Annotated in this window: 17 protein-coding genes and 2 pseudogenes; 14 read left to right on the top strand and 5 right to left on the bottom strand. The window is 60.2% G+C overall.

What is annotated here, in order from left to right:
* The first annotated feature begins 53 nt into the window (after positions 1 to 53).
* The 5 genes from B059_RS0114565 to B059_RS0114545 are packed head-to-tail and all read left to right on the top strand — an operon-like array spanning position 54 to position 8,907.
* Entirely contained in the window at positions 54 to 1,427 is a 1,374-nt protein-coding gene (locus tag B059_RS0114565; protein ID WP_157273720.1) for a hypothetical protein, read from the top strand.
* A complete protein-coding gene (locus B059_RS0114560; RefSeq protein ID WP_157273719.1) occupies positions 1,424 to 2,206 on the top strand; it encodes a hypothetical protein in 783 nt (260 codons plus the stop codon). The genes B059_RS0114565 and B059_RS0114560 overlap by 4 nt, the downstream gene beginning before the upstream one ends.
* Positions 2,206 to 7,209, top strand: coding sequence for a coiled-coil domain-containing protein (locus B059_RS0114555; protein WP_018078985.1), 5,004 nt, complete (start codon positions 2,206 to 2,208; stop codon positions 7,207 to 7,209). The genes B059_RS0114560 and B059_RS0114555 overlap by 1 nt, the downstream gene beginning before the upstream one ends.
* Complete coding sequence (locus B059_RS19200) at positions 7,202 to 8,344, top strand: Wadjet anti-phage system protein JetD domain-containing protein (protein ID WP_018078984.1); 1,143 nt, start codon at positions 7,202 to 7,204, stop codon at positions 8,342 to 8,344. Before B059_RS0114555 ends, B059_RS19200 begins: the two co-directional genes overlap by 8 nt.
* Complete coding sequence (locus B059_RS0114545) at positions 8,341 to 8,907, top strand: topoisomerase DNA-binding C4 zinc finger domain-containing protein (protein ID WP_018078983.1); 567 nt, start codon at positions 8,341 to 8,343, stop codon at positions 8,905 to 8,907. The genes B059_RS19200 and B059_RS0114545 overlap by 4 nt, the downstream gene beginning before the upstream one ends.
* A gap of 649 nt (positions 8,908 to 9,556) precedes the next feature.
* Here the strand turns inward: B059_RS0114545 and adeC are convergent.
* The 5 genes and pseudogenes from adeC to B059_RS21500 all read right to left on the bottom strand — a co-directional run bounded on the left by adeC (position 9,557) and on the right by B059_RS21500 (position 16,193).
* Positions 9,557 to 10,954, bottom strand: a complete 1,398-nt coding sequence (gene adeC, locus B059_RS0114540) for an AdeC/AdeK/OprM family multidrug efflux complex outer membrane factor (RefSeq protein WP_018078982.1) — start codon at positions 10,952 to 10,954, stop codon at positions 9,557 to 9,559.
* Positions 10,954 to 14,118, bottom strand: a complete 3,165-nt coding sequence (locus tag B059_RS0114535) for an efflux RND transporter permease subunit (protein ID WP_018078981.1) — start codon at positions 14,116 to 14,118, stop codon at positions 10,954 to 10,956. The genes adeC and B059_RS0114535 overlap by 1 nt, the downstream gene beginning before the upstream one ends.
* An 11-nt stretch (positions 14,119 to 14,129) precedes the next feature.
* Positions 14,130 to 15,209 carry an efflux RND transporter periplasmic adaptor subunit gene (locus tag B059_RS19195; protein ID WP_157273718.1) on the bottom strand — a complete coding sequence of 360 codons (1,080 nt, stop codon included), beginning with the start codon at positions 15,207 to 15,209 and terminating at the stop codon, positions 14,130 to 14,132.
* An 85-nt stretch (positions 15,210 to 15,294) separates the two neighbouring features.
* A pseudogene (locus B059_RS20410) lies at positions 15,295 to 15,822 on the bottom strand (ATP-binding cassette domain-containing protein); the annotation flags it as partial.
* Positions 15,819 to 16,193, bottom strand: coding sequence for an HlyD family secretion protein (locus tag B059_RS21500; RefSeq protein WP_018078978.1), 375 nt, complete (start codon positions 16,191 to 16,193; stop codon positions 15,819 to 15,821). The gene B059_RS21500 and the pseudogene B059_RS20410, both read right to left, overlap by 4 nt.
* Before the next feature lie 54 nt (positions 16,194 to 16,247).
* Between B059_RS21500 and rbbA the strand changes: the two genes are divergently transcribed.
* The 9 genes and pseudogenes from rbbA (at position 16,248) to B059_RS0114475 (ending at position 26,254) form a co-directional block, all read left to right on the top strand.
* Positions 16,248 to 18,359, top strand: a complete 2,112-nt coding sequence (gene rbbA, locus B059_RS0114515) for a ribosome-associated ATPase/putative transporter RbbA (protein ID WP_018078977.1) — start codon at positions 16,248 to 16,250, stop codon at positions 18,357 to 18,359.
* A gap of 2 nt (positions 18,360 to 18,361) precedes the next feature.
* Positions 18,362 to 19,486, top strand: a complete 1,125-nt coding sequence (locus B059_RS0114510) for an ABC transporter permease (protein ID WP_018078976.1) — start codon at positions 18,362 to 18,364, stop codon at positions 19,484 to 19,486.
* The gene (locus B059_RS0114505; protein WP_018078975.1) at positions 19,483 to 20,718 is read left to right on the top strand and encodes an MFS transporter; all 1,236 of its coding nucleotides are present in this window, start codon (positions 19,483 to 19,485) and stop codon (positions 20,716 to 20,718) included. The genes B059_RS0114510 and B059_RS0114505 overlap by 4 nt, the downstream gene beginning before the upstream one ends.
* 61 nt (positions 20,719 to 20,779) lie before the next feature.
* Positions 20,780 to 21,775 (top strand): lipid A deacylase LpxR family protein, encoded by a 996-nt coding sequence (locus B059_RS0114500; protein ID WP_026177555.1) that lies wholly within the window; start codon positions 20,780 to 20,782, stop codon positions 21,773 to 21,775.
* 139 nt (positions 21,776 to 21,914) lie between these two features.
* Positions 21,915 to 22,118: pseudogene (locus B059_RS19190) on the top strand (CDGSH iron-sulfur domain-containing protein); the annotation flags it as partial.
* A gap of 481 nt (positions 22,119 to 22,599) precedes the next feature.
* A complete protein-coding gene (locus B059_RS0114490; RefSeq protein WP_026177554.1) occupies positions 22,600 to 23,028 on the top strand; it encodes a MarR family winged helix-turn-helix transcriptional regulator in 429 nt (142 codons plus the stop codon).
* A 39-nt stretch (positions 23,029 to 23,067) separates the two neighbouring features.
* Positions 23,068 to 24,147 carry an HlyD family secretion protein gene (locus B059_RS0114485; RefSeq protein ID WP_038058905.1) on the top strand — a complete coding sequence of 360 codons (1,080 nt, stop codon included), beginning with the start codon at positions 23,068 to 23,070 and terminating at the stop codon, positions 24,145 to 24,147.
* A 10-nt stretch (positions 24,148 to 24,157) separates the two neighbouring features.
* Positions 24,158 to 25,705, top strand: a complete 1,548-nt coding sequence (locus tag B059_RS0114480; protein ID WP_018078969.1) for a DHA2 family efflux MFS transporter permease subunit — start codon at positions 24,158 to 24,160, stop codon at positions 25,703 to 25,705.
* An 81-nt stretch (positions 25,706 to 25,786) separates the two neighbouring features.
* On the top strand, positions 25,787 to 26,254 hold the full coding sequence (locus tag B059_RS0114475; protein WP_018078968.1) for a universal stress protein: 468 nt from the start codon (positions 25,787 to 25,789) through the stop codon (positions 26,252 to 26,254).
* Positions 26,255 to 26,359: the final 105 nt, after the last annotated feature.

The following is a 26,359-nucleotide window of genomic DNA, read 5'->3' as shown; positions in this document are numbered from 1 at the left end:
TTTATGCAGGAAGTGCCAAGAAAATCCTGCGATTTATTAACCAATGCAATAGCGTGTCCCTGATGGAGTGGATCCCACTAATTGCTTCTACTCTGAGGCTGGTCGATCTTCACGACAGCGATCGTGCGTATGGTAATCCGCCCAACTACACACGCGAGTCGAGAACGGGTAACTCTGACGGTGTTTATCTCGACATTGCCCTGCACATAGTCCATCGCCTGAAGTTACTGGATCAAAGTGCAAGCCAGGACTACTTGCCGTTTACAGTCATATTTAACGCTATTCACGAAGACCGGCCAGATGTGGCCGAGGTGGATGTGCAATATGTCCTCAATGTCTTGCGGCGTCCTTCAGAGCTTTTTTACCTCACGAGCGTTGCCGGCCATCAAGCCAAAGTTTGCCATTCTGAGAAGCGCGAGACTGCGCTGATCGAAAAGACCGACTATGCCGACGAATACAGGCTGTCGGCATCTGGCCGGATGCTGCTTTCTCTCGCGAACGTGGCCCGTGATGCCACGTATTTGCGTGGAGACGCTTACAACCTGCTGCACGCTATCGAATTTTACGATTTCCCGAAAATCCTCACCTTTTCGGACGGGATCATCAGCCAACTTAGAAACGAGATCCTTGAAGTTCGGTCGGCACTGGAGCGTGTCGGCCGAACGGAGAGCATTGATAAGTACCTAAACCGCCTGGATCAATACAAGCAGGTCATTGAAGAGACGATTGGCATAGCCCAGAAAGCGGAAGCACAACTGGAAAAAAGCGAAGTTCTGGAAGCATTCGAACGCTGGCAAGAATTGGCCGATTTGGATATCACCTTCGAACACCTGCGCAACCAGATCAACCATGTGCGGCAAGTGCTGGTGATCTTCAACCGGCTCCTATCCGAGTTGGTGAGCCTGGCTCTACAAGGAGCCCGTTCGGCCGTGCCGCCGCCCTCATTTGTTGATGTCGCCGCACATTTCGTCAGGTCACCTCTCAAGCTTGGTAAAGAGGGATTTCTGCTTGCACAGTGGGGAGCACTCAGCTTGGAAACGCCATTTCATTCGTCGCTCGATGGTCTGGGCGCGGTGAAGCTGCGCACGTTGGCAGAGTCGGTTCCTGCCATGACCTTCGTGGATGAAACGGTGGAGCCAATCTCGGTTCTCGGCAAAGCGAGGTTTCTGGAAAAGCACGGGCACGACATCGCTTCGGCACTCAAGGTCGGGCCGCTGCGCCTGTCCGAAGCCATTGAAAGAGGCTGGTTCATGGTGGACGAGGAGATGATGCTGGGTGACCTGGTTGGCATTTTCGTGGCGCCAAGCAGCATCCCCATCGAGTCCAGCATCTTGATCGGCGTCAGCCCCACCCTTGACACAAAAGCTGCTGGGGACGGTGAGCTCTTGTTCACGGACATCGAAATAACCGCAGTGGAGAAAACATGAATAACTCGGATATGGGGCGCGTCCATGCCTATTTGCTGCGCCATCGCTTCATCGAAACCAAATCTGGCCGCCGCAATGTCAGCAGGGAAGAGCGCGAGATAGCAACCCTTCTGCGCGACGCGGATTTCGCCATGCGCAGACAATTTGAAGAGATCCTAGATGGCCAAGGCCTGCAACTGGTGGCTTTTACGTCCTTCGATGTCAAAGGTATCGCATCCGGCGCCACGGTGTTCATGCTGGCCAGGAAGCCTGATTCAGCCCCGCCGTTCTGGGGAACAGAACGGCTAGTGAGCCGCATGCTGCAAGTGCGCGGGATCAATAATGATGCGGAGGCAAAGACCTGGTTCACCCAACTCTGGTTTGTGCTGCTGGATCTGCTTTACACGCGCAAAAACCGGAGCCCCAATGCTATGCAGGATTGGGTGGACACGACCTTCACCAAAGAGGTTTTCATCGATGCGGTCAAAGACTATCTGAATGACCAGGTCAGAAAGATCGACCCTGGCACCCTGGAGGTTGATCAGGTGTACAAGACATTGACCAGCCTCAAGACTGGGGCGGAAGCCCAGGTTTGTAATGCGTTTCTGGAGCTGATGCTTGATGCCGGCCTAATTGAAGAGGTCAACAAAGACGCCTACAGACAGAGTCTGTTGTTCGCCTATGAGATGAAGACCAATTTTGACCGGCAGCTCGCACATCTCCTGCCGTCACTAGACCAACTTGCCGCCGCGACCGAGATTCTGGTCGAACGCACAGAAGAAGAAACGGAGGCCAAGTAATGGCTTCGATATCACGAATTCAAGTCGCCAATTTCCTCACCGATGGCTACATGGCAGGGAAGGAATGGACTCCGCTCTATCGGGGCGAAACATTTCGTCTATTTGGTCAGCCCACGGCTATGCAAATCGATAACGGCGGTGGCAAGACCAGTCTGACCGAAGCCTGTCTGTACCTGCTGAGTCGGGATCGCCGGCTGAAGCCCAAGGTCGAAGACCGGATCGCACCCATAGATCGTGGTTGGACCCACATACGGATCGAGTTCATTGAAAAGTCCCATGACGACGATGTTCTTCAGGTTAATTTGATCACCCAGGATCCCGAGGATATCCCCGGCATCACTTACGTCATGGGCATGTGCTGGAGCCGCACCAAGGAGCCTTTCTTCTATTCCTACCAGGGGTCTTTGGACGACGCGCCCTGTTTTACTCAGGATCCAAAAGGATTGACCCTCATTGCCAACGACGACTTCCGAAAATCCATTGAACGGATGCCTGGCGCCAAATGGAATCGCTGGCGAAACCAGTCGGAATGGCTGGACGAGATCAAGCAATTCACCAATGTCGATGTCATCAAGCAAAACGTCGAGTTCCAGCTGGAGGGCGCCGGCGACTACTCGGCCATGGTTACCAAGGTGAAGCCGGAAGGTGGCGAAACTTATGACGCTGCGTTTTTCCGGCAGTTCGTCGCACCCGAATTACTCAAGCATGCTATGGGGGCCGAAGGGGATCCTGACGAGCAGGGATTCGAAGACACGATCCTCAAAACGTTGAAGCCGGCCGCCGATGCCTTGCTGGACATCAATCGCCGCCAAAATGAACTCGACGACACACGACAGGCGCTGCTGAAGTTCGATCCGGTCTTGCAGAAAGCCGGGGAAGTCGTAAGCGCGAATACGGAATACGACAGGGTAATGAATGATCTCGCAAGGAACGCGGCGATCGTGCATTCCCTGGCCTTGGCCGCCCCACTACCAGGCATGCCTGTGGTTCCGGCAGGAACGCAGTGGGCCAGCGATAAGCGCATCATGGAGGCCTTAGCCCACATGGTCATTGACAAGAAACATGGGGCATTGATTACTGATGAGGGGCTTTCCTGCCTAACGCGCATCCCGACCGGCGAGATCAATAGAAGAGCAACGGCCGGCGCTGGAATTGCCGTAGGCTCACAACTCATTGATATTAAAGATCATCTCAAAACCTCAAATGGTTTTTCCTCATCGTCGGCAGACATTGCCGATGAATCGCAAGCCATTGAAAACAAAGATCATCTCAAAAAAGGTGGCCGTGGCGGCAGGCGCTATGAAACGAAGTTCTATGACTTGGAGCAGGCGCGATCGATCGTCTCAGCATCAGCCAATCTCTCAGGTGCCCAAACAAACGGCCTCGCTGACGTCTTGAGCCGCGCATTCGGCATAACCACAGGTGAGATCGATACCAATCCATACCGTGCCCGCCTGCGAGTGCTTGCTGCTGAATTGAAGGTTCAGAAGACACGACAGGCCACGGCCAAATCTGATTACACGCACTATCAGGAAGAGCATGAGCGCCTGACCGCGGAAAACCGCGAGACCAAGGAAAACCAGATCGCTTACGAGACATTCGCCTCAAGAAAAGGAGAGTTCCCGGAAGAATTCTGGGGGTCCCCCATCGCCGCGTTGAGCTGGGCAAAAGATGAATCATCCAGGGCCGGGAATGAGCATACAGAACACATCAAGCGCAGCGGCGAATGTCAGGCCGGATATTCGGCATGGAAAGCCTTGACCGCAGCGCATGGCTTGACCCCTTTAACGGAAGCGCATGATGCGCTGGTTCGGCAACATGCTGACGCCACGAATACAGATCAAAGCGCCCGCCTTGCCCTCGGCAATGCCAAGGCAGAGCTTCGTAAGAAACAGACGGAGCAGAAAACCGAGGAAGAGAAGTTCAAAGGCGCAGAGCAACGCCTGAACAGGCTGAACGAATTGGCAGCGAGCCTGCCCGCCTTCCGGGACTTCTTTGGAGACGCAGACCCTGCAAGCCTGGATCCGAATGCCGAGATGCAGTCTCAGCAGGACGCACGATCCAAAAACCAAAGCCTCCTGCAAAGTGCATCTTCCAAGAAGCAGGAGCTCTCCGATCTGCGCTCGAAGTCCCGCCTGTTTCTTGAAATCTTTGGCGATGTGGATCCCGTGCTGCTCGACCCGACCAAGGACCTCCAGAATCACAGAGAGGCGCTCGCTATCGAAGATGGCACGGTGGCCGAGCACCTACCGTATACCGAGGCACTAAGCTATTTCCGTGAACAGCACCCCGGCATGACCCCGGACGCCTGGCTCTCTGAGACAGCCAGTCAGCGCCAGTTACTGAACGAAGAACGCATCGAAAAGAACAAGGCGATCAAAGACCTTGAGGGTGAGTTGGAAGACCTGGCGGCCTTTGGTGCGGCCGACGACCGGGTCTACGCCAAGGCGCTGCAACTGCTTGGCAGGAACGGCATTGCGTTTGAGCGTCTGCACGACCTGGCTTCTAGGACGGTGAAAGGCCCCCGCCTTGAGCAGTGCCTGTCGCTGTTCTCAGCCGCCTTGTCCGCACCCGTGATCGCGTCGCTTGAAGCAGCAGGGGAAGCAACCCGCCTGCTCGAAGAGGCCAGGCTGACGGTACCAATTTTTTTCAAGCCGGCACTGGAACACCTCCTCCGTGAAGACGAGATCCACCAGATTGGCGAGGTTGCGCACGCACTTCTGGTGGGCCGGCATACCCAACAGGTTGCGATCCTGCTCAATCCATCGCTTATCAAAGAGGAAAGAAGTCGGACACAGACTCAGATCGGTACCCTCTCCAAACGCAACGAGACTATCGGGAAGCTGCTCGCTGACATCTCCGAGGAAAGTGCCGCCGTAACTACGGCGGTAACCGCCAAGGAAGCGACCCGCCGCGATTCTGAGCGCAAATACGCCGAAGCCATGGACAGACGTGACGACCTCCAGCAGAAAACCGCTGAGTTCGTGCGCCGCGCCTCGACTGAAGCACTGGAGGCAATCTCCTACATGAAGCGCTTCCTGAAGGCCGGTGGTAACGACGAGTTGAGGAAGTTGGCCGAGGAGACCATCCCGGAACTTGAAGGTGAGAAAGTCCAGATCCAGGGCAGGATCGACAAACTGAATCGCCAGACTTCCGAACCGGCTATACGCGCGCTACATGCCGCCAAGGATTACCTACTGGAAGGCGGTGAAACGGCGCTTGCCACTGCCAAAGCCGATGTCGAGGCCTTGAGGCATGTCGTCGAGATACTGAAGGCGGCCGTGAACAATCTACAGAGCCAGGTGGATGGGGAACTCAATCAGGCCGCAACCAATGCAACCGACGCATTGAACCAACTTAACGAGACATTTCAGACGGATAAGCGTGACCTCGAAACGGCCATCCGTTTTGAGATGGATGGTCACGTTAGGTTCATGGAGCAATCACCTGCTCGGGAGCAGGAGCTTGATGCCGCCGTCAAGGCAGCACAGGCGCGGCTGCAAGGAATCGAGTTCGATCGTGCCAATCGCTACATCCAGTCCACTCGCGCAGAAGAGCGGAGTCTTGCCGAACGCATCGCAGAGGCACAAGGAAAACGGGATAACGCCAAGTTCGACGAAGAGAAGGCCGGAAAAGAAATCACCCAAATAGAAGGCAAGATTGGCTCCTTAACCCCATTCATGGAAGCCATGCATGAAATGGTCATCGCCGTCCGTGAACAGCATGCCAAGATTGCGGTGTTTTCCGAAGACATACTTCGCCTGATGCAGTCGTCGTCTATTACGGACCCGGAGATACTAGGTTACGCCGAAACCATCCGTATTGCCTGTCTTGGGGACACACCCGGCATCGATACGGAAATCCGTTCCGCAATGATCAACCTGGCGCAATGCGTCAGGGAGCTCGATATCAATACCGCCGATCTTCAAAAGATCGACGAGAACAGGAAGCGGCTTTTCCGTGACTACGTCGACCGCCGTGATGGATTCTGTGACAGAGCCCGGAAAGGCGAAATCAAGGGGCTAAATCAGCTGGAGATCTCGACCATCGCAGAAGCGACGACAATCGAGCAGCTTCAACTTATCCAGAAAACACGGGACAAAATCGAGGTTCAGATCGGCGAGATTGAATCCAACCTCGACAAGATCCGTGAGGCCATGGAAACCAACAAGCATGCCTCGATCAACAGCTTGGCGAGTTTTGCCCGTCAGGCAAAACTAAGCCTCGACATTCTCGATCGCGTCATGAAACAGAACCCGAAGGCCCGCTTCCATGTTGAAACACCCGTGGCGGACGAGCAAGAGATTGAACGGATTATCGGCGAGTTGCTCGCGCAGATCGAGGACAAGGAACGTGCGCTCCGAGAGCGGTCGGCCTTTATGCTCAACGATGAAATCGATCGTAGGGCTGCCGACTACAAGCAGTTGATCCATGACACGATCTACAGGCGGATCTTCTCTGCGCGGGACAAAAATAACAACCCAATCCAGCCCAAAGTGTATTTTACTCATGCCTCGATCCGCGGCATGGAAAAAGTGCCCTTCACGGATCGTGGACTCTCCACGGGACAACGAACCGCGTTGGCCATGATGTGGCTGATCAAGCAGGCCGAATTCGCCATCGCTCGGGCAGCATCCTTCTATAGCACCAGGAAAGAACAGAAAGCAGCCTTGAAGGGGGCCCAGCGAATCATGTTCTTCGATGGGCTGTTCTCCAACCTGTCCAACGAGGATTACATCAACGACGCATTTCAGGGCTTGCGCGGCGTCGGTGACAATTTCCAACTGATCGGCTTGATCCACAACCCCTATTACGTGAACAACAAGGACATTTTCCCTGTGCACCTGGTCGGCAAAAAGAAAGTCGCCAACAAGGGTGACCCCGGGCGGGAGCGCGTGTTTGTCTCTGTCGAGCCATGGCAGGATAGCAACGGGGTGATCTTGTACACCAGCGCCTACAAGCACAAAGCCAAAATGGCAAGCGAGGAGGCCTTGAATGCCTGAATTCGAGGAAAGAATTCAGCAATGGTTTTTTAAACGAACCAAGGGCAATTCCACTGGCAAAGTCCTTACGAAGGGCGTCATGGGCAAGTTGCGTGCCGAGGTGATCAATGACCCTGTCGCCATTAGAAAAGCACTCATGCTACTGCGAGAGGATGGTCATCTGGAGTTCAGCTCGGATGATCGGGGAGAGCCCGTCAGTAGCTATATCACGGTGACGAAACCGGTTCAGGATGTCCCGGAATATGTCCTGCGCTGGTCTTTTGCCCTTGAGGATAAGGGCGGGATTAGCCAAGCAGATATCGATGCGCTATTGCCTATGGCAGACACCATTCAAGACCTTTCGAGGGACGACATGGGGCTGCTGCTAGACGGTCTCGTGAGGCTCCGCCAGGACCAAGCCAAATTGCTCGGCCAACCCGCTTATCTTGTAAGTGCCAGATACTTGCTCGGCTCATCGAAGATGCTCAATAGCCTCCCCAAACGCCACCTCAAGATCTTCGGTATTGATCCTCAGAAATTCCCTTCACACCCGTTATACGTCGTCGTTGCTGGATGCGCCTCACCCAAAACGGTTGTTCTTGTGGAAAACCCCGCCGCCTTCGAAATGGCGATATCCACGCAGGCAGTGAACCGATGTGCCTTCATCGCTACGTTCGGATTCGGGCTCAGCACGGCCGAGGATGACTACGGCAAACAGCTCGCGAATATGGTTGAAGAGCGGTTTTCTGGTGCGATTACCCTGACACGTGAGGGATCGACGTGTCCGAGCGCGAAAGCTCTTTTGAAACACCCCAGCATCACCTTCTGGGGTGATCTTGATATAGCGGGGATCGAAATATATATGAGGCTCAGGAAGGCCATCCCCAACCTTCAACTCAGTGCACTCTACAAGCCAATGGCTGCCTCAGTGGGGGATCCACCACAATCGCATCCATACGTTAAGGCCGTGAGTAAAGAACGCCAGCCAACTATGCCAAGATCCGTTTTAAAAGACGATCCTGTGGCCACTGGGCTTCTCAATATCTGCATATCACGAGGCGTCGACCAGGAACAGGTATCACCCTTGGATATTGAGTTACTTGCGCCGTTTGCACTTGAGATAGACAGTAAAGTTCCTGGTTTCCTAAACAGATGATGTCGATTTCTGAAACTATTGAATCGCTCCGGGTCGCATTAAGTACATGCACAGATGAGCACAAGCTCCTCGCGTTGATCAGCGAGCAACTTTCCCTGCTTCGATCCAGTCACAGGCAATCCAAGTCAGATTTCACGAATGAATCTATTCAATTCTTGAAATCGCTCAATGTCGTTGAAAGCGCTTTACGCGAATTCATTGAGGCTCTTGATGAGAAAGACTGGATTCACACCCATGATGACGCCCAAGAACTCGCCTGCAGATTTGGCGAGCTTGGAGAGCAGCTCGCTCCGTACCTCGTAGCAAAACGCGCAGAAAAGGAAATGCGCGAACTCATTTCAAAGGCAAAGACTCTTCCCTTTTCAGCCGTCAGGGCAGGCGAGATTGATTTCCACCATTGCCTTTCCCACCTTGAGAACTCCGGAAAGAAATGTCGCAAGTGCGGCGCCAAAATGGTGTTGCGGGAAAGCCAGCATGGTTACTTTTGGGGCTGTAGTACCTTCCCGAAGTGCTTTGGTAAGCGCTGGCTTTCCAGCGAAGAAGCCATGCTACTTGACTTGTGAGTATCGCAATACCATGTGCAAATTGAACTTTGCTATCGAAAGACAATAAACCAGATAGCCCTGACCGGCTGGTCATCGGCCTTATGTGGAGCTCCACATAAGGCCGATTATGTAGACACCTCGATTATGTGGACTTGATGCCCTGCGCTTACCCTGAGACCTTAGCTGGCACGGGTGACGACAAGACCACGGTCAACATAATCCACAAGTCACCAAGCATATGGAAATGTAGTCGAGGTGACATTCGGAGGCCAATCATCGTGGCACTACCAGTCTTTGTGCGGCCCCACGGGATACCAACGACCGATCTTGCCTCTTCCGGTAGCCGTCAAACTTCAGAAATTATGATGACTTCGTACAGCCAATTACTTTGGAAAAGCCGCACGGTACATGGCTCCCGAGATAATTCACTGTGGCAACTCCACATAATCAGATGGTCTACATAATCGGCCGAAGCAGCCGGTCCCCACTTTCCACACCCGGTCATTCAGGAACATCTGCTTCTGAAGATGCCGAATCGTCATTTTCGACTCATTGCAGACGGGTTGATGGAGAACGCCAGCCTTAAACGGACAATCACCGATTGCAGCATCGCATGTGCCCACACAAAATCGAAGGGCTGCGCGTCGTTATCTGGGCACAGCCTTTATCATTGCCAACCACCGCCGAGCACCTTGTACAACGCCACCCGATTAGTGGCGTCGGCCAGCCGCACGAAGATCAGCTCCTGTTCGGCAAGGTAGAGCGAACGCTGGGCATCGAGCAGGCCGAGGAAGCTGTCCACCCCGCCCTTGTAGCGCGCTTCCGCGAGGCGGAAAGCTGCCTGCGTGGCCTCGACCTGCTGGCGCCGGGCGTCGAGCCGCTCGGCGAGCGTGGCGCGGTCGGCGAGCGCGTCGGCCACCTCGCGGAACGCGGTCTGGATGGTCTTCTCATAAAAGGCCACGTTGATGTCGCGCTGCACTTCTGCCACATCGAGACTCGCCTGCAGGCGGCCGGCCTCGAAGATCGGGATGCGGATCAGCGGAATGAAGTTCCAGGTGCCGGAGCCGCCTCCGAAAAGTCCGTCCAGCGTGCTGCTGGCAGTGCCGGCGGCGGCGGTCAGGCTGATGCTCGGAAAGAAGGCCGCGCGCGCGGCGCCGATGCTCGCATTGGCCGCGCGCAGGCTGCGCTCCGCCTGCAGGACGTCGGGGCGGCGGGTGAGCACCTCGGAAGGCACGCCCGCAGGCAATTCGGCGACTGCGCTGACCGTGTCGGTGAGCGTGTCGGGCAGCAGGTCGGCGGGCACCGGTGCGCCAACGACGAGCGCCAGCGCATTCTCGTCCTGCGCGACGAAGCTGCTGAAACGCGCAACGTCGGCACGCGCGCTTTGCAGCAGCTGCTGCGATTGGTGCACGTCGAGTGCCGAGACCGCACCGGCTTCGGAACTGCGGCGGATCAGATCGTGGGACTTCAGCCGCGATTCGTAGGTGTTGCGCGCCAGCGCCAGGCGTTCCCTGTCGTACGCGAGTGTCATCCAGATGCTGGCGACTTCGGCCACCAGGCTGATCTGGGCGCTGCGGCGCGCTTCTTCGGTGCCAAAGTAGAGTTCGAGCGCCTGCGCATTGAGGCTGCGGATGCGGCCGAAGAAATCCAGTTCGTAGGCAGAAAAGCCCACGGTGGCGCTGTACTGGCGGAATACATCGGCGTCGCCGCTGCCGCTGAGATCGCCCGGCAGGCGCTGCGCGGTCTGCTCGCCGGTGGCGCCGATCGTGGGGAACAGATCGGCGCGCTGGATGCGGTACTGCGCGCGCGCCTGCTCGATGTTGAGTGCGGCTACACGCAGGTCGCGGTTGTTGGCGAGCGCCAGCGCAATCACGTCGCGCAGCTGGGCATCGGCGAAGTAATCACGCCAGGCGATGGCGTCGGCCGGCGTTGCCTCAGCTGCCTGGGGCGCATTCGGAAAATTCGCCGGTACTGGCGCCACGGGCCGCTGGTATTCCGGGATCATCGTGCATGCGCTCGCGAGGCTGGCGGCAATTGCGACGGTCAGGGTGCGTAACGGGCTCATCACTTGGCCTCCTGTTGGGTCGCTGAAGAGGCTGCGTCAGCCGCCTGTGGCTTGCTCTTGAACAGGCGCATGATCACCACGTAGAACAGCGGGATGAAGAAGAGGCCGAGCAGGGTGCCGGCGATAGTGCCGCCGAGCACACCGGTGCCGATCGCGTTCTGGCTACCCGAGCCGGCGCCGGTGGCGATCGCCAGCGGCAGCACGCCAAGACCGAAGGCGAGCGAGGTCATCAGGATCGGGCGCAAGCGCATGCGCACCGCTTCGAGCGTCGCCGTGATCAGATCCTTGCCCTCCTTCTCCATCTGCGCCTTGGCGAATTCCACGATCAGGATCGCGTTCTTCGACGACAGGCCGATGGTGGCCAGGAGGCCGACCTGGAAATAGACGTCGTTCGACAGGCCGCGGCCGGAAGCGGCAAGCAGCGCGCCGACCACCCCGAGCGGCACCACCAGCATCACCGCGAACGGCACCGACCAGCTTTCATATAGCGCCGCCAGGCAGAGGAACACCACCAGCAGCGACAGCGCGTACAGCCCAGGCGCCTGCGAACCGCTGCGGCGTTCCTCGTAGGAGGTGCCGCTCCATTCGTAACCGATTCCGGGCGGCAGCTTGGCGATGATCTCCTCGACCGCCGCCATCGCGTCGCCCGACGACAGGCCGGGCGCGGCCTGTCCTTGCAACTCAACCGACGGCTGGCCGTTGAAGCGCTCCAGCCGCGGCGAGCCATAGACCCAGTGCGCGGTGGCGAATGCCGACAAGGGCACCATCTCGCCCTGCTTGTTGCGCAGGTACCACTTGGACAGATCCTCGGGCTTCATGCGCGCATCGGCGTCGGCCTGCAGATACACTTTCTTGATGCGGCCACGATCGATGAAATCGTTGACATAGGTGCCGCCCCAGGCGGTGGCGAGGGTGTCGTTGATGTCCGCCACCGAGACGCCGAGCGCGCCGGCCTTGGCATGGTCGATGTCGAGCTGGTACTCGGCGACGTCATCCTGGCCGTTGGGGCGCACCGCGACCAGGCGCTTGTCCTGCGACGCCATGCCGAGGAACTGGTTGCGCGCCGCGATCAGCGCGTCGTGGCCGAGACCAGCACGGTCCTGCAACTGCACGTTGAAACCGCTGGCGGTGCCGAGCTCAAGCACCGCCGGCGGCACGAAAGCGAACACCATCGCCTCGCGGATCTGCGAGAACGCCGCCATCGCACGGCCGGCGACCGATTTCACGTCCTGCCCCGGCTCGGGGCGTTCGTCCCAGTGCTTCATGCTGACGAAGCCCAGGCCCATGTTCTGGCCCGTGCCCCCGAAGCTGAAGCCGGCTATGGTGAAAATCGAGTTCACGTTGTCCTTCTCGCCCTCAAGGAAGTGGTGCTCGACCTTCTTCAGCACCTCGACGGTGCGCTCCTGGGTCGCGCCGGCCGGCAGCATGACCTGGGTGAACATCAGACCTTGGTCTTCCTCCGGCAGGAAGGACGTCTGCAGGCGGAAGAACAGCAGCACCAGCACGCCGATGATGGCGACGTAGATCGCCAGGAAGCGCAGGCTGCGCGTGAGGATCTTGCCCACCGCCGATTCGTAGCGCTCGGTATTGCGGGCGAACATGCGGTTGAACCAGTGGAAGAATTTCCCGAAGGTCCCGCCCTCGCCGTGTTCGTGACCTTTTTCGACCGGCTTCAGCATGGTTGCGCACAGCGCCGGCGTGAACACGATCGCCACCAGTACCGACAGCGCCATCGCCGCGACGATGGTGATCGAGAACTGGCGATAGATAACGCCGGTGGAACCGCCGAAGAAGGCCATCGGCACGAATACCGCTGACAGCACCAGGCCGATGCCGACCAGCGCGCCGGTGATCTGGCGCATCGATTTCTTGGTCGCCTCCTTCGGCGACAGGCCTTCCTCGCTCATGATGCGCTCGACGTTTTCGACCACCACGATGGCGTCGTCCACCAGCAGGCCGATGGCCAGCACCAGGCCGAACATGGTCAGCGTGTTGATCGAGAAGCCGAACGCCGCCATCACGCCGAAGGTGCCAAGCAGTACCACCGGCACGGCGATGGTCGGAATGATCGTGGCGCGGAAATTCTGCAGGAACAGATACATCACCAGGAACACCAGGATGACCGCCTCGATCAGCGTCTCCACCACGTTCATGATGGAAATCTTGACGAAAGGCGTGGTGTCGTAGGGCACCACCACATCCATGCCCGCCGGGAAATACGGCTTCATCTGCTCGATTTTGGCGCGCACCGCATCCGCGGTATCGAGCGCGTTGGCGCCGGCGGCGAGCTTGATGCCGATACCTGCTGCGGGTTGGCCGTTGTAGCGGCTGAGGAAACCGTAGTTCTCGGAACCGATCTCGACTTTTGCGACGTCCTTCAGGCGCACCTCGCCGCCCTGTGCCGAACTGCGCAGCAGGATCTGCTCGAACTGCTCGACGGTCTGCAGCCGGCTCTGTGCCGTGACCGATGCGGTAAAGCCCTGGCCCTTGACCGCCGGCGTGCCACCGAGCTGACCGGCCGAGACCTGGGCGTTTTGCGCACGGATCGCGGCCTGCACGTCACCTGGCGTGAGCCTGAGGCTGTTCAGCCTGGCCGGATCAAGCCACACGCGCATGGCGTACGGCGCGCCGAACACCTGCACCTCGCCGACTCCGGTGACGCGCGACAGCGGATCCTGCACCGTGGCGCTGAGGAAGTCAGCGAGGTCCTCCCGACTATGGCTGCCGTCCCTGGAAACGAAGCCGAGCACCATGAGGAAGTTGCGCGCCGATTTCGCCACCTGCACCCCCTGCTGCTGCACTGCCAGCGGCAGCAGCGGCAAACCGGTCTGCATCTTGTTCTGCACCTGCACCTGGGCAATGTCGGGGTCGGTGCCGGCGTCGAAGGTCAGACTCAGCGTGGCGCGGCCATAGGAATCGGACTGCGAGCTCATGTAGAGCAGATTGTCGAGGCCGGTCATCTTCTGCTCGATGATCTGGGTGACGGAGTCTTCCACCGTCTTCGCCGACGCGCCGGGATAGGTGGCGTTGATGGCGATGGTGGGTGGCGCGATGGCCGGATACTGCGACACCGGCAGCGACAGGATCGACAATCCACCCGCGAGCATGATGACGATGGCGATGACCCACGCGAAGATGGGGCGGTCGATGAAGAAGCTGGCCATGGTCCGTTACCTCACTTTGCCACGGTCGCGGCGGCAGGCGCTGAACCGGCCTCCTGCGCCTGCACTGGCGCACCCGGTTTCACCTTCTGCAGGCCTTCGACGATGACACGGTCACCCGCGGCGAGGCCCTCGGTCACCACCCATTTGTCGACGATCGATTGCTCTGCCTTGACGGCGCGCGGCTCGACCTTGTTCTCGGCGTTCACCACCATCACCTGCGCTTCGCCGCGTGGCGTGCGGCTGACGGCCGCGTGCGGCACCAGCATGGCAGCGCGATTCACGCCCTGCGTCAGGCGTGCGCGAACATACATGCCGGGCAACAAATCACCCTTCGGATTGGGAAACACCGCGCGCAGCGTCACGCTGCCGGTGCCTTCGTCGACAGATACTTCCGAGAACGCCAGCCGGCCTTCGGCACCGTAGACGCTACCGTCTTCCAGCACCAGTTGCACCGGTACAGTATTGCCCGTCGCTCGCTGCAGCTTACCGGATTCGAGATCGCGTTTCAGGCCCAGCAGCTTGGCACTGGACTGCGTCACGTCGACATAGATCGGGTCGAGTTGCTGCACCGTGGCGAGCGCTGCTTGCTGGTTCGCGGTAACCAGTGCCCCCGCCGTCACAGTCGAACGGCCAATGCGTCCGGCAATCGGCGACGTGACACGGGTGAAGTCGAGATCGACGCGCGCCTTGTCGAGTGCCGCCTTCGCCGTGCCGACATCAGCCTGGGCCTGCTTCTGTGCGGCCTGTGCTTCTTCGTTGGCCTGAGCGCTCACCGCCTCGATTTTCACCAGATCGGCGTAACGCACAGCCTTCTGCCGCGCGACTTCCAGGTTGGCATCCGCCCGTGTCAGACTCGCGCGTGCACTGTCATAGGCCGCCTGGTAGGTCGCCGGGTCGATCCGATACAGCACCTGACCTGCCTTGACATCGCTGCCCTCCTTGAACAGGCGCTGCTTGACGATGCCGCCCACCTGCGGCCGCAATTCGGCCACCAGATAAGGCGAAGTGCGCCCGGGTAGTTCGGCTGTTACCGGCACGGATTCTGCCCGTACCGTCAGCACCTTCCATGTAGGCGGTGGCGACCAGCACACTCATGCCGGGCCGGTTGGCACGGATGCGCTCGACGAGTTCCCAGAACTGCCGTCGCGACAGCGGGTCGACGCCGGTGGTGGGCTCGTCGAGGATCAGCAGGTCGGGATCGTGGATCAGCGCGCAACAGAGGCCGAGCTTCTGCTTCATGCCGCCGGACAGCTTGCCGGCGAGGCGCTCGGCGAACGGTGACAATCCGGTGGCCTGCAACAGATCGGCGATGCGCCGTTCGCGCTCATGGCGGGCGTGGCCGAAAAGCCGTCCGAAGAAGTCGACGTTCTCGAACACCGACAGCGTCGGATAAAGATTCTTGCCAAGGCCCTGCGGCATGTAGGCGATGCGCGGGCATACTGCGTTGCGGTGCTGTGTATTTGACATGTCGCCGCCCAGCACCTCGATCCGGCCGTCCCGGATCGCCCGCGCGCCGGTGATGAGCGAGAAAAGGCTCGATTTGCCGACGCCATCCGGTCCGATGACGCCAACCATGCAGCCGGCCGGCACCTCGAGCGTGACCGAATCCAGCGCGCGTACCTTGCCGTAGGCGAGGCCGACCGCGCTCAGGCGGACCACAGGTGCTGCGGCCGGCGATGCGATCACGTCGCCGGTTTCGCTCATTGCGGCAGCTTCACCTGGAGCCGCTCGGGCCAGTCGGCGTCGGGGGCACTCCGCACGTAGGCGACGCCGGGCAGGCCCGTTTTCACCTGGAGAATATGTTTCTTGAGCAGATCGGGCGGAAGCTGGGCGCGCACGCGGAACATCAGCTTTTCGCGCTCGCTTGCCGTCTCCACCGTTTTCGGCGTGAATTGCGCGACGTCGGCGACGAAGGACACGCTCGCCGGAATCACATACTGGGGCGCGGCGTCGAGCACGACGCGCACCTCGGTGCCGAGCGCCACGCGCCCCGCCACGGCGGTCGGCAGGAAGAAGGTCATGTAGACGTCGGCGAGATCGACCAGGTTCAGGATGCGTCCACCGGCGCCGACCACTTCCCCCGGCCGGGCGACGAGGAAGAGGCCGCGCGCTTCGACTGGCTGGTCGCCATGAACGACGGGCGGGTGCTCGCCACCGGCACGCCGCAGGACCTGCTGGCGCGCACCGAAACCCGTACGCTCGAAGAGGCCTTCATCGCGCTGCTGCCGGAGGTGCAGCGCGAAGGCTACCAGCACGTGGCAATCCTCCCCCTGGAGGCAGGTGAGGAAACGGAGGTAGCCATCGAGGCGCGCGATCTCACCATGCGCTTCGGCAGCTTCACGGCGGTCGATCATGTCAGCTTCCGGATCAGGAAGGGGGAAATCTTCGGCTTCCTCGGCTCCAACGGCTGCGGCAAGACCACCACCATGAAGATGCTCACCGGGCTGCTGCCCGCGAGCGAAGGACAGGCGTGGCTGTTCGGCCACCCGCTGGATCCCCATGACATCGACACGCGCCGCCGCGTTGGCTACATGACCCAGTCCTTCTCGCTCTATGGCGAACTCACCGTGCGTCAGAACCTGGTGCTGCACGCGCGGCTGTTCGGCATACCGTCGGCACGCATCGGGCCAAGGGTACAGGAGATGGCCGAGCACTTCGGGCTCGCCGAAATGATGGATGATTTGCCGGCCGCGCTACCCCTGGGCGAGCGCCAGCGCCTGTCGCTTGCGGTCGCCATGATCCACGGGCCGGAGATGCTGATCCTCGACGAACCGACCTCCGGCGTCGACCCGGTGGCGCGCGATGCTTTCTGGCGAATCCTGATCGACCTGGCACGCCGCGACAACGTCACCATTTTCATCTCGACCCATTTTATGAACGAGGCCGAGCGCTGCGACCGCATTTCGCTGATGCACGCCGGCCAGGTGCTGGTGAGCGATACGCCGGCAGCGATCATCGAGAAACGCGGCGCGCGCAACCTCGAAGAGGCGTTTATCAGCCATCTCGAGGAAGCGGTGGCGAAGAACCCGCCGGCACCTCCGGCTGCCGGAGCCCCCCGGCAACCGCAGGAGCAGGCGGCTCCTGCGGCAGCAAACCTGGCCCCACGCCGCCAGGGTTTTAGTTGGCGTCGTTTGTTCAGCTACACCCGGCGCGAATCGCTCGAACTGCGCCGCGACCCCATTCGTCTCACGCTGGCTTCACTGGGCAGCGTGATGCTCATGCTGGTGCTGGGCTACGGCATCAGCATGGACGTGGAAGACCTCGCCTTTGCCGTGCTCGACCAGGACCAGACCACTCTGAGCCGCGACTACGCCCTCAATCTCGCCGGCTCGCGCTACTTCATCGAACATTCGCCAATCCGAAACCACGCCGAGTTGGACCAGCGCATGCGCGCCGGCGAGATCAGCCTGTCCATCGAGATTCCGCCCGGCTTCGCACGCGACATCGCACGCGGCACGCCAGTGCAGATCGGCGCCTGGATCGATGGCGCCATGCCGATGCGCGCCGAGACGGTGCGCGGCTATGTCCAGGGCATGCACCAGCACTGGCTCACCGCCAAGGCGCGCGAGGCTTACGGTTCAGAGGCGACAGCCGGGCTGTTCAGCATCGAAACACGCTTTCGCTACAACCCGGAGGTGACCAGCCTGCCGGCCATGGTGCCGGCGGTGATCCCGCTATTGCTGATGCTTATCCCGGCGATCCTGAGCGCGCTGTCGGTGGTGCGTGAGAAAGAGCTGGGCTCCATCGTCAATCTTTACGTCACCCCGGTCACCCGGCTGGAGTTTCTGCTCGGCAAGCAGATCCCCTACATCGCGCTTGCCATGATCAATTTCCTGCTGCTCACCGCGCTGGCCGTCTCCCTGTTCGGCGTGCCGCTAAAGGGGAGCTTCCTCGCCCTGGCAGCCGCGGCATTGCTCTATGTGATCGCAGCCACCGCCTTCGGGCTGCTGATGTCGGCCTTCGTGCGCAGCCAGGTCGCCGCCCTGTTCGGCACCGCTCTGCTGACCCTTCTGCCGGCCGTGCAGTTCTCCGGGCTGATCGATCCCGTCTCCACCCTGGAGGGTGTGGGCGCCTTGATCGGGCAGATCTATCCGACCACCCACTTCGTGACGATTGCGCGCGGCACGTTCTCGAAAGGGCTCGGTTTCATGGATCTCCGGGCGTCTTTTGTCCCGCTGCTGATCGCCGTGCCCGTACTCATCGGGCTCGGCGCAGCCCTGCTCAGGAAGCAGGAGCGATAGGCATGCGATCCGCACACAACATCCTCCACCTGGGCATCAAGGAACTGCGCAGCCTCGTGCGCGACCCCATCATGCTTGTTTTGATCGTTTACGCGTTCACGTTTTCGATCTACACCGCCGCCACGGCAATGCCGGAAACGCTGCACAAGGCGCCTATCGCCATCGTCGACGAGGACCGCTCTGCGCTTTCCAACCGTATCATCGACGACTTCTATCCGCCCTATTTCCTGCCGCCAGCCCTGATCACGACAGCCGAGATGGACGCCCGGATGGATGCAGGACTCGACACCTTCGCCCTGCACATCCCGTCCGGTTTCCAGCGCGATCTCCTCGCGGGGCATAGTCCCGTGCTGCAGCTTAATGTCGATGCCACCCGGATGAGCCAGGGCTTTACCGGCAGCAGCTATATCCAGGCGATCGTCTCGGGCGAGGTGAATGATTTCATGCGGGGGTATCGTGCCGAAACGGCTCCAGCGGTCGATCTGGTTTTACGGGCACGCTTCAACCCCGAGCTGGACAAGTCCTGGTTCGGCGGCATCATGGAGATCATCAGCGCCATCACCATGCTTTCCATCGTCCTCACCGGTGCCGCACTCATCCGTGAGCGCGAGCACGGGACGGTGGAACACCTGCTGGTAATGCCGGTGACGCCTTTCGAGATTATGAGCAGCAAGGTATTGGCCATGGCCCTGGTCGTGCTCGCGGCCTCGTGGTTCTCGTTGACGTTCATTGTCCGCGGCCTGCTTGCAGTCCCCATCGAAGGCTCAGTCGCGCTGTTTTTCGCGGGTGCGACCCTGCACCTGTTCGCGACCACGTCCATGGGCATCTTCCTCGCCACCCTCGCCCGCACGATGCCGCAGTTCGGGCTGCTGCTGTTGATGTTCCTGCTGCCGCTGCAGGTCCTGTCGGGTGGCATGACGCCGCGCGAAAGCATGCCTGACGCCGTCCAGTTCATCATGCAGGCCGCGCCCAACACCCACTTCGTCATGCTCTCCCAGGCCATTCTCTATCGTGGCGCCGGCCTCGATGTGGTCTGGCCGCAGTTCCTCAGCCTGGCGGCAATCGGTGCGGTCCTGTTCACGCTGGCCCTGGCGCGCTTCCGTAAAACGCTGGCAACGATGGCATGAGTTCGCGCACCGAACAAACTTCGCCTCGTTCGCGCGTCCCGGGCAAATGGCGCGCACTGCCGACCGGCATCTGGGCACTCGGATTCGGCTCACTGTTCATGGACATATCCTCCGAGATGATCCATAGCCTCCTGCCGGTCTTCATGGTCACCGTACTGGGCGCCTCCATGGTGACCGTCGGCGTTATCGAAGGGATTGCAGAGGCTACGGCAGCCATCTTGAAAGTGTTCTCGGGTGCGCTGAGCGACTATCTTGGCAAGCGCAAATTCCTGATGATCCTTGGCTACGGACTCGCGGCATTCACCAAGCCCATTTTTCCGCTGGCCTCGTCGATCGGCTGGGTGTTCACGGCGCGTTTCGTCGATCGCATCGGCAAAGGCATTCGCGGGGCGCCGCGCGACGCCCTGATTGCCGACATTTCGCCAGCACCATTGCGCGGCGCGGCCTATGGTTTGCGGCAGGCGCTTGATTCGGCTGGCGCCCTGCTCGGTCCGCTACTGGCGGTGGCCTTCATGATATGGCTTGCCGATGACATCCGTGCGGTGATGTGGATAGCCGTGGTGCCAGCCTTCATTGCGGTGGCACTGCTCATGATTTACGTACGCGACCCTGAGCGCACGCATGCAACCGGCGACGTAAAATCCCCACTCGCACGGGCCAACATCAAGCGCCTGCCGCTGCGCTACTGGCTGGTTGTGCTGTTGGGGGCGGTCTTTACGCTCGCCCGCTTCAGCGACGCCTTTCTGGTGCTGCGGGCACAGGACATTGGCCTCGCGCTCGGCTATGTGCCGGTGGTCATGGTCGTGATGAACGTTTTCTATGCCGGCGCCGCCTATCCGGCCGGGGCCGCCGCTGACCGCTTCCACCCGCGCACCTTGTTGCTGATCGGACTCGCGCTGCTCATCGCAGCGGACATGGTGCTGGCCGCAGCCCGAGGCGCACTGGGCGTCTTTGCCGGTGTCGCGCTGTGGGGCCTGCACATGGCCTTTACCCAGGGCCTGTTGTCGAAACTCGTCGCTGATACGGTTCCGGCGCAATTGCGCGGCACCGGGTTCGGCATCTTCAATCTCGTCAGCGGCGGTGCGTTACTGCTTGCCAGCGTACTGGCTGGCGTTCTGTGGAGCGCCATCGGACCTGCTGCGACGTTCCTGGCCGGTGCCGGTTTCGCTGCCCTCGCCGCAATCGGGCTCTTGGCTGTGGACGCTGGACATCGCAATCGAGACAAGGAATGATATGGGCAGACCTGTTCCCCCTGCACCCGGCGCGATCCCTCATAACACTGGCAACGATGGCATGAAAAGAATAGTCGGACTCATAGCGTGGCTTGTTATCGAGGGCGCCAGCCCGGCTGTGGCCTGGTCGGTGGAACCGGAAAAGACCGGGACGCTGAGCTTCGTACTCGAAAACGACATGTTCCAGGGGAGCGACAGCCACTACACGAACGGCGTGCGGGTGGTCTGGGTACCGGGACCGGATGCCTCCACACAGGAATGGGCCATCAAACTGGCCCGCCTCGTGCCGTGGTTCCCCGAGCAAGGCGAGGTTCGCCATGGCTATGCCTTCGGCCAAAGCATGTTCGTGCCGAGTGATATCACCATCGCAGATCCGCCCCCGGGGGAACGCCCCTATGCAGGCTGGCTGTATGGGACGGTGGGCCTGGGCGTGGAGTCGGGCAAGCAGCTCGACCAGTTCGGCATCACCCTCGGCGTGGTCGGCCCGGCCTCTCTGGCCGAGCAGAGCCAGAAATTCATCCACAATGTTGTCGGGTCTAATGAACCACGCGGCTGGGACACCCAGCTCCGCAATGAGCCGGGTGTCATCCTGACCTACCAGCGCAGCTGGCGGGAATTCGCGACCACGACCTTCCTGGGGAACCAGTTGGACTTCACGCCCCACGCAGGGGCCGCACTCGGCAACGTGTTCACCTATGCCAATGCAGGCGTCACGCTGCGTTACGGTAAACGACTGCCCAGCGACTACGGGCCGCCGCGCATCCAGCCCGGCTTGCCGGGCTCGGCAGCCTTCGCCCCGGTGTCCGATTTCGGCTGGTACCTGTTTGCCGGTGTCGAAGGACGCGCGATTGCCCACAACATCTTTCTCGACGGCAACACCTTCCGCGACAGCCGCAGCGTGGACAAAAAACCCCTGGTCGGCGACCTGCAGTTCGGCCTGGTACTGGACTGGTCCGATATTCGTTTCAGTTACACCCACATACTGCGCACGCGCGAGTTCCGAACCCAGGAGAAATTCGACGGCTTTGGCGCGCTCAGCGTATCGATAAAGTTTTAAGCCATCCTGCACCATGGAGCGTAAATTGCCCCACAAACCATACGGACTTGCAGATGGCCGATGCGGCTAGAATGACCTTTTTGCGCAGGAGCCCCATGTCCGAACCGTTGTATACGACCGCAATCTCGCCGAACTCGAACCCGGCGAATACTGGTGGTGCTCGTGCGGCCGCTCGATGACGCAACCGTTCTGCGACGGCTCGCACGAAGGCACCGACATGGAGCCGATGTCGATCGTCATCGAAGAAAAAACCACGGTATGGCTGTGCAGATGGCTCTCGGCTGAGAGCCCCCAAAAAAACCGCACTTCAATCGGCTCGGAGTTATCGGAAAAGCAGGGGTGATTCAGGAAGGGATTGTTTGTGACAAAGAAAAAATAGCACCGACGGCGCTTGTCAGGGAAACCGGGACATCAAGAACGTCCTGAGTGAGCTCGCGACTATCCCGGCGGATATCCGACCGGGGGTGCCAATCCGCTTCCAGCCGCAATGGGAGGCCTTGCCGACGGCCCCGGAGCCTGAGCTTGGGCGTTGACGATCGGCTTTTGACAGACAATCAGACCTTCTCCGAGATTTACCGGGTCGTTCGTTCCTGGCCGAACGCAGAAGCTCAAGGCCGACATCCACTACGATTCGCGCCTGCGTCTGCTATCAGGAAAGACGTACTTCCCGACCCTGAAGAGGCCTTCAGTCGTCTGATTTGTGACTGCGACACGGCATCCTCCTAAACGAATCGTGCAGGAGGATGCCGGCTAAACGCTGGCCTCTTGTCACACTAGCAAGCCACCAATATAATAAGTACTGCTTACTATAAGAGCGGTGACTCGTGGAATTGCGACAAGACAGTCTCGGCTTTCTGCTGACGGATGTTTCCCGCCTGATGCGTCGGGCCTTCCAGCAACGCCTGGAAGGAAGCTCTCTCACACTGGCGCAGGCGCGTGCACTCGTTTACGTCTCTCGCCATGAGGGTGTTCGCCAGGTCGATTTGGCGGAAATGCTGGAAGTCCAACCCATCACGCTCGCCCGTTTGATTGACCAGCTCACGGATGCCGGTTTAGTCGAACGTCGCCCTGATCCCAACGATCGGCGGGCATATCGGGTGTTTCTGACGCCTGCCGCCGCCCCCCATCTGGCCGCAATCGAGCAGGTCGCAGCGGTGATCCGGACGGTCGCTCTGCACGATCTGGACAAGCAGCAAGCCGCCACGCTCCTCCTCGCCTTGAACAAGATGCGCGACAACCTGGCCTCACGCTAACGCCCTTCAGCAGAACATTTATCCCGGAGTATTAAGTTCATGAGAGATGTCCCAACCAGTGACGAATCATCTCGCACCGAGGTGGCACGTCCGTCGAAACGCCGCCTGAAACGGCTGGTCCTGCTTGTCGTGGTGCCGCTGATCGTCGCACTCGTCATCGGGGTCGTGTACCTCAGGAGCGGCCGTTTCGTCGATACCGACAACGCCTACGTCAAGGCCGACATGGTGCCGGTCAGTGCCGAGGTGTCCGGAACGATCAAGCAGGTGCTGGTCCGGGAAAACCAGTCTGTCGCTGCGGGTCAGCCGCTGTTCCGGATCGACCCGGCGCCGTTTCAGGTGGCGGTCGCCAAAGCCGAAGCCAAACTGGCGCAGGTGCGCGTCGATCTTGCAGCAACGAAGGCGGGCTTTCGCGAAAAGCAGGCCGAAATTGCCCTGGCGCAAACCCGCTACGCCTTTGCGCGAAAAGACCAGCAACGACAGGCCGATCTGGTAGCACGCAAATTCATTTCGCCTTCCCGGTTCGACGACGCGAAACAAACCACCGACCTCGCCGGGCAACAAATCGGCGCGCTGAATCAGGACCTGAAACGCATCGCGGAAACCCTGGGCGGCAGCGTCGATGCGCCGGTCGAGCGCCATCCGGCGTATCTCGCCGCGCTGGCCGAACTCGATCAAGCGAAGCTCGATCTGGCGCGCGTCGAAGTACGCGCCTCGTTGCCCGGCACCGTGAGCAAACCGCCCAAGCCCGGGCAGTTCGTCGCCGCGGGCGCGACGGCGATGGCCCTGGTGGTCAGCGGCCATGCGTGGATCGAGGCCAATTTCACCGAGACCGATCTCACCTACGTTCATCCGGGGCAGCCGGTCACGATTCATATCGACACCTACCCCGACGCAGAATGGACAGGCACGGTGGACAGCCTGAGCCCGGCCACCGGTGCGGAGTTCTCGGTCATCCCCGCGCAGAACGCCACCGGAAACTGGGTCAAGATCGCCCAGCGGGTGGCAGTGCGGATCAGACTCGACGCCGCGCCGGATCTGCCGCAATTGCGCGCGGGCCTGAGCGCGGTGGTCGAGATCGACACCGGCCATCGCCGTCGCCTGTTCGGATACACGCTCTGAGGCCGCGCGCATGAACGCGCCTGCGGCAGCCGTCCAACCGGAAAGCGCCAAGCGCATCTGGGTCGCCATGTCGGTGATGCTGGCGACCATCATGCAGGCGCTGGACACCACCATTGCCAACGTTGCGCTGCCGCATATGCAGGGGACGATGGGTGCGACCCAGGATCAGATTTCCTGGGTGCTCACATCCTATATCGTGGCGGCGGCCATCTTCATGCCGCTGACCGGGTTTATCACCGCGCGCTGGGGGCGCAAGCGCGTTTTCATGTGGTCGGTAGTCGGCTTCACGCTGGCGTCGATGCTGTGCGGCGCGGCGCAAACCCTGCCCGAGATCGTGTTGTTCCGCCTGCTGCAGGGGATTTTTGGCGCGAGTCTGGTGCCGTTGTCGCAAGCCGTGCTGCTCGATACCTATCCGCCCGAACAACACGGCAAAGCCATGGCGATGTGGGGCGTAGGCGTGATGGTGGGGCCGATTCTCGGGCCCACGCTTGGAGGCTGGCTGACCGAGTACTATAACTGGCGCTGGGTGTTTTACATCAATCTGCCGTTTGGCGTGCTGGCCTGGCTCGGGCTCGCGGCCTTCGTGCGCGAAACGCCCATCGACCGCACCCGGCGGTTCGATCTGCTCGGCTTCGCACTGCTGAGCCTGGGCATCGGCGCGATGCAAATGATGCTGGACCGCGGGCAATCGCTGGACTGGTTCGCCAACCCGGAAATCGTCGTCGAGGCCCTGCTTGCGGGCCTGGCGCTGTATCTCTTTGTCGCCCACATGTTCACTCACGACCACCCATTCATCGAACCGGGGCTGTTCAAGGATCGCAACTTCAGCGTCGGCCTTGTGCTTATCTTCATCGTCGGCATCATTTTGCTCGCCACCATGGCCTTGCTTCCGCCGTTCATGCAAAGCCTGTTGGGATTCCCTGTGATCGATGTCGGCTATCTGCTGGCTCCGCGCGGCGTGGGTACCATGATCGCCATGATGATGGTAGGCAAACTCTCGGGGCGGCTGGATGTGCGCTACATGATTTTTTTCGGCCTCATCCTGACCAGCCTGTCGCTGTGGGAAATGACCCTATTCAATGCAAACATTGATGGTTGGGACATCGTGCGCACCGGCGTCACGCAGGGGTTTGGCCTCGGCTTCATCTTCGTGCCGCTGTCCACCATCACCTTCGCTTCGCTGGCGGCGCGCTACCGCAATGAGGGCACGGCGCTGTTCAGCCTGATGCGCAACATCGGCAGCAGCATCGGCATCTCGGTGGTGATGACTTATCTGGCGCAACGCACGCAAGCCAATCATGCCGCATTCGCCGACTACATCAATCCGTTCAATCTGGCGCTCAGGCAGGCGGTCGAAGCAGATGCCTACAACCTGACCACACCCCAGGGACTTGCGGCAATCAACGGCGAGGTGACGCGGCAAGCCGCCATGCTGGCCTATTTGCAAGACTTCAGACTGATGATGTGGATCACGCTGATCGCGATCCCGCTGGTTGTGCTACTGCGGGCGCCGGTCAAGCAGGCTGCCGCGAGCGGGGCGCACGCGGCAATAGACTGACTGAAGCACGGTTGGGCAGTATGAGCAGCTATGCCCGCCCGATTGCTCAAACGCTTACAATGCTATCGGAGGAAGATGCACATGTTCCAGACCATTATTTTTGCCTACGACGGCAGCGCCGAGTGCCAGGACGCGCTCGAGGAAGGGATCGCCCTGGCAAGCCGCTTCAACGCCCGCTGTCATCTGCTGGCGGTCATTCCGCCGCCGCCCGCCATGGCTTTGGCGAACGGTCCGCTGCCCGGCGAATACATCGAGGAACAGCAAGCTCGCGTCAATGCCATTCTCGAGACAGGGCTCGCGCGCCTGCGCCAGGCCGGGGTGGAAGCGACAGGCATCCTGAGGACGGACGAATCGTCTGTCGAAGCCATCGGAGCTGTCGCCCATGAGACCGGTGCCGATCTCGTCGTCGTCGGCCATCACCAACGCTCGGCCCTCGACCGCTGGTGGCGCGGCTCGGTCGGCCACTCTCTGCTGGATCATCTGCCATGCAGTCTGCTTGTTTCCATGCCGGGTGGCATGGTGATGAAGGCGGACGCCAAAGGCATATAGCACGCCGCCTGACTGGCGCGACCGCATGGGGATTCAGGGCATCAACTGAAAATTGCCTGGACCCAAGCCTTGGTGAGTTCCCCGGGATGGTCGGGAACTTGCCTC

It is taken from the genome of Thiobacillus denitrificans DSM 12475 (assembly GCF_000376425.1).
Taxonomy (GTDB): Bacteria; Pseudomonadota; Gammaproteobacteria; order Burkholderiales; family Thiobacillaceae; genus Thiobacillus; species Thiobacillus denitrificans.
The sequence above is the reverse complement of the archived record's forward strand: the minus strand, read 5'-3'. Positions and strand labels throughout refer to the sequence as shown.

Excerpts from the sequence above, each read along its gene's own strand:
- B059_RS0114560 (WP_157273719.1), top strand. The coding sequence starts at position 1,424 with ATGAATAACTCGGATATGGGGCGCGTCCATGCCTATTTGCTGCGCCAT.
- B059_RS0114555 (WP_018078985.1), top strand. The coding sequence starts at position 2,206 with ATGGCTTCGATATCACGAATTCAAGTCGCCAATTTCCTCACCGATGGC.
- B059_RS19200 (WP_018078984.1), top strand. The coding sequence starts at position 7,202 with ATGCCTGAATTCGAGGAAAGAATTCAGCAATGGTTTTTTAAACGAACC.
- B059_RS0114545 (WP_018078983.1), top strand. The coding sequence starts at position 8,341 with ATGATGTCGATTTCTGAAACTATTGAATCGCTCCGGGTCGCATTAAGT.
- adeC (WP_018078982.1), bottom strand. The coding sequence starts at position 10,954 with ATGAGCCCGTTACGCACCCTGACCGTCGCAATTGCCGCCAGCCTCGCG.
- B059_RS0114535 (WP_018078981.1), bottom strand. The coding sequence starts at position 14,118 with ATGGCCAGCTTCTTCATCGACCGCCCCATCTTCGCGTGGGTCATCGCC.
- rbbA (WP_018078977.1), top strand. The coding sequence starts at position 16,248 with ATGAACGACGGGCGGGTGCTCGCCACCGGCACGCCGCAGGACCTGCTG.
- B059_RS0114510 (WP_018078976.1), top strand. The coding sequence starts at position 18,362 with ATGCGATCCGCACACAACATCCTCCACCTGGGCATCAAGGAACTGCGC.
- B059_RS0114505 (WP_018078975.1), top strand. The coding sequence starts at position 19,483 with ATGAGTTCGCGCACCGAACAAACTTCGCCTCGTTCGCGCGTCCCGGGC.
- B059_RS0114500 (WP_026177555.1), top strand. The coding sequence starts at position 20,780 with ATGAAAAGAATAGTCGGACTCATAGCGTGGCTTGTTATCGAGGGCGCC.
- B059_RS0114485 (WP_038058905.1), top strand. The coding sequence starts at position 23,068 with ATGAGAGATGTCCCAACCAGTGACGAATCATCTCGCACCGAGGTGGCA.
- B059_RS0114480 (WP_018078969.1), top strand. The coding sequence starts at position 24,158 with ATGAACGCGCCTGCGGCAGCCGTCCAACCGGAAAGCGCCAAGCGCATC.
- B059_RS0114475 (WP_018078968.1), top strand. The coding sequence starts at position 25,787 with ATGTTCCAGACCATTATTTTTGCCTACGACGGCAGCGCCGAGTGCCAG.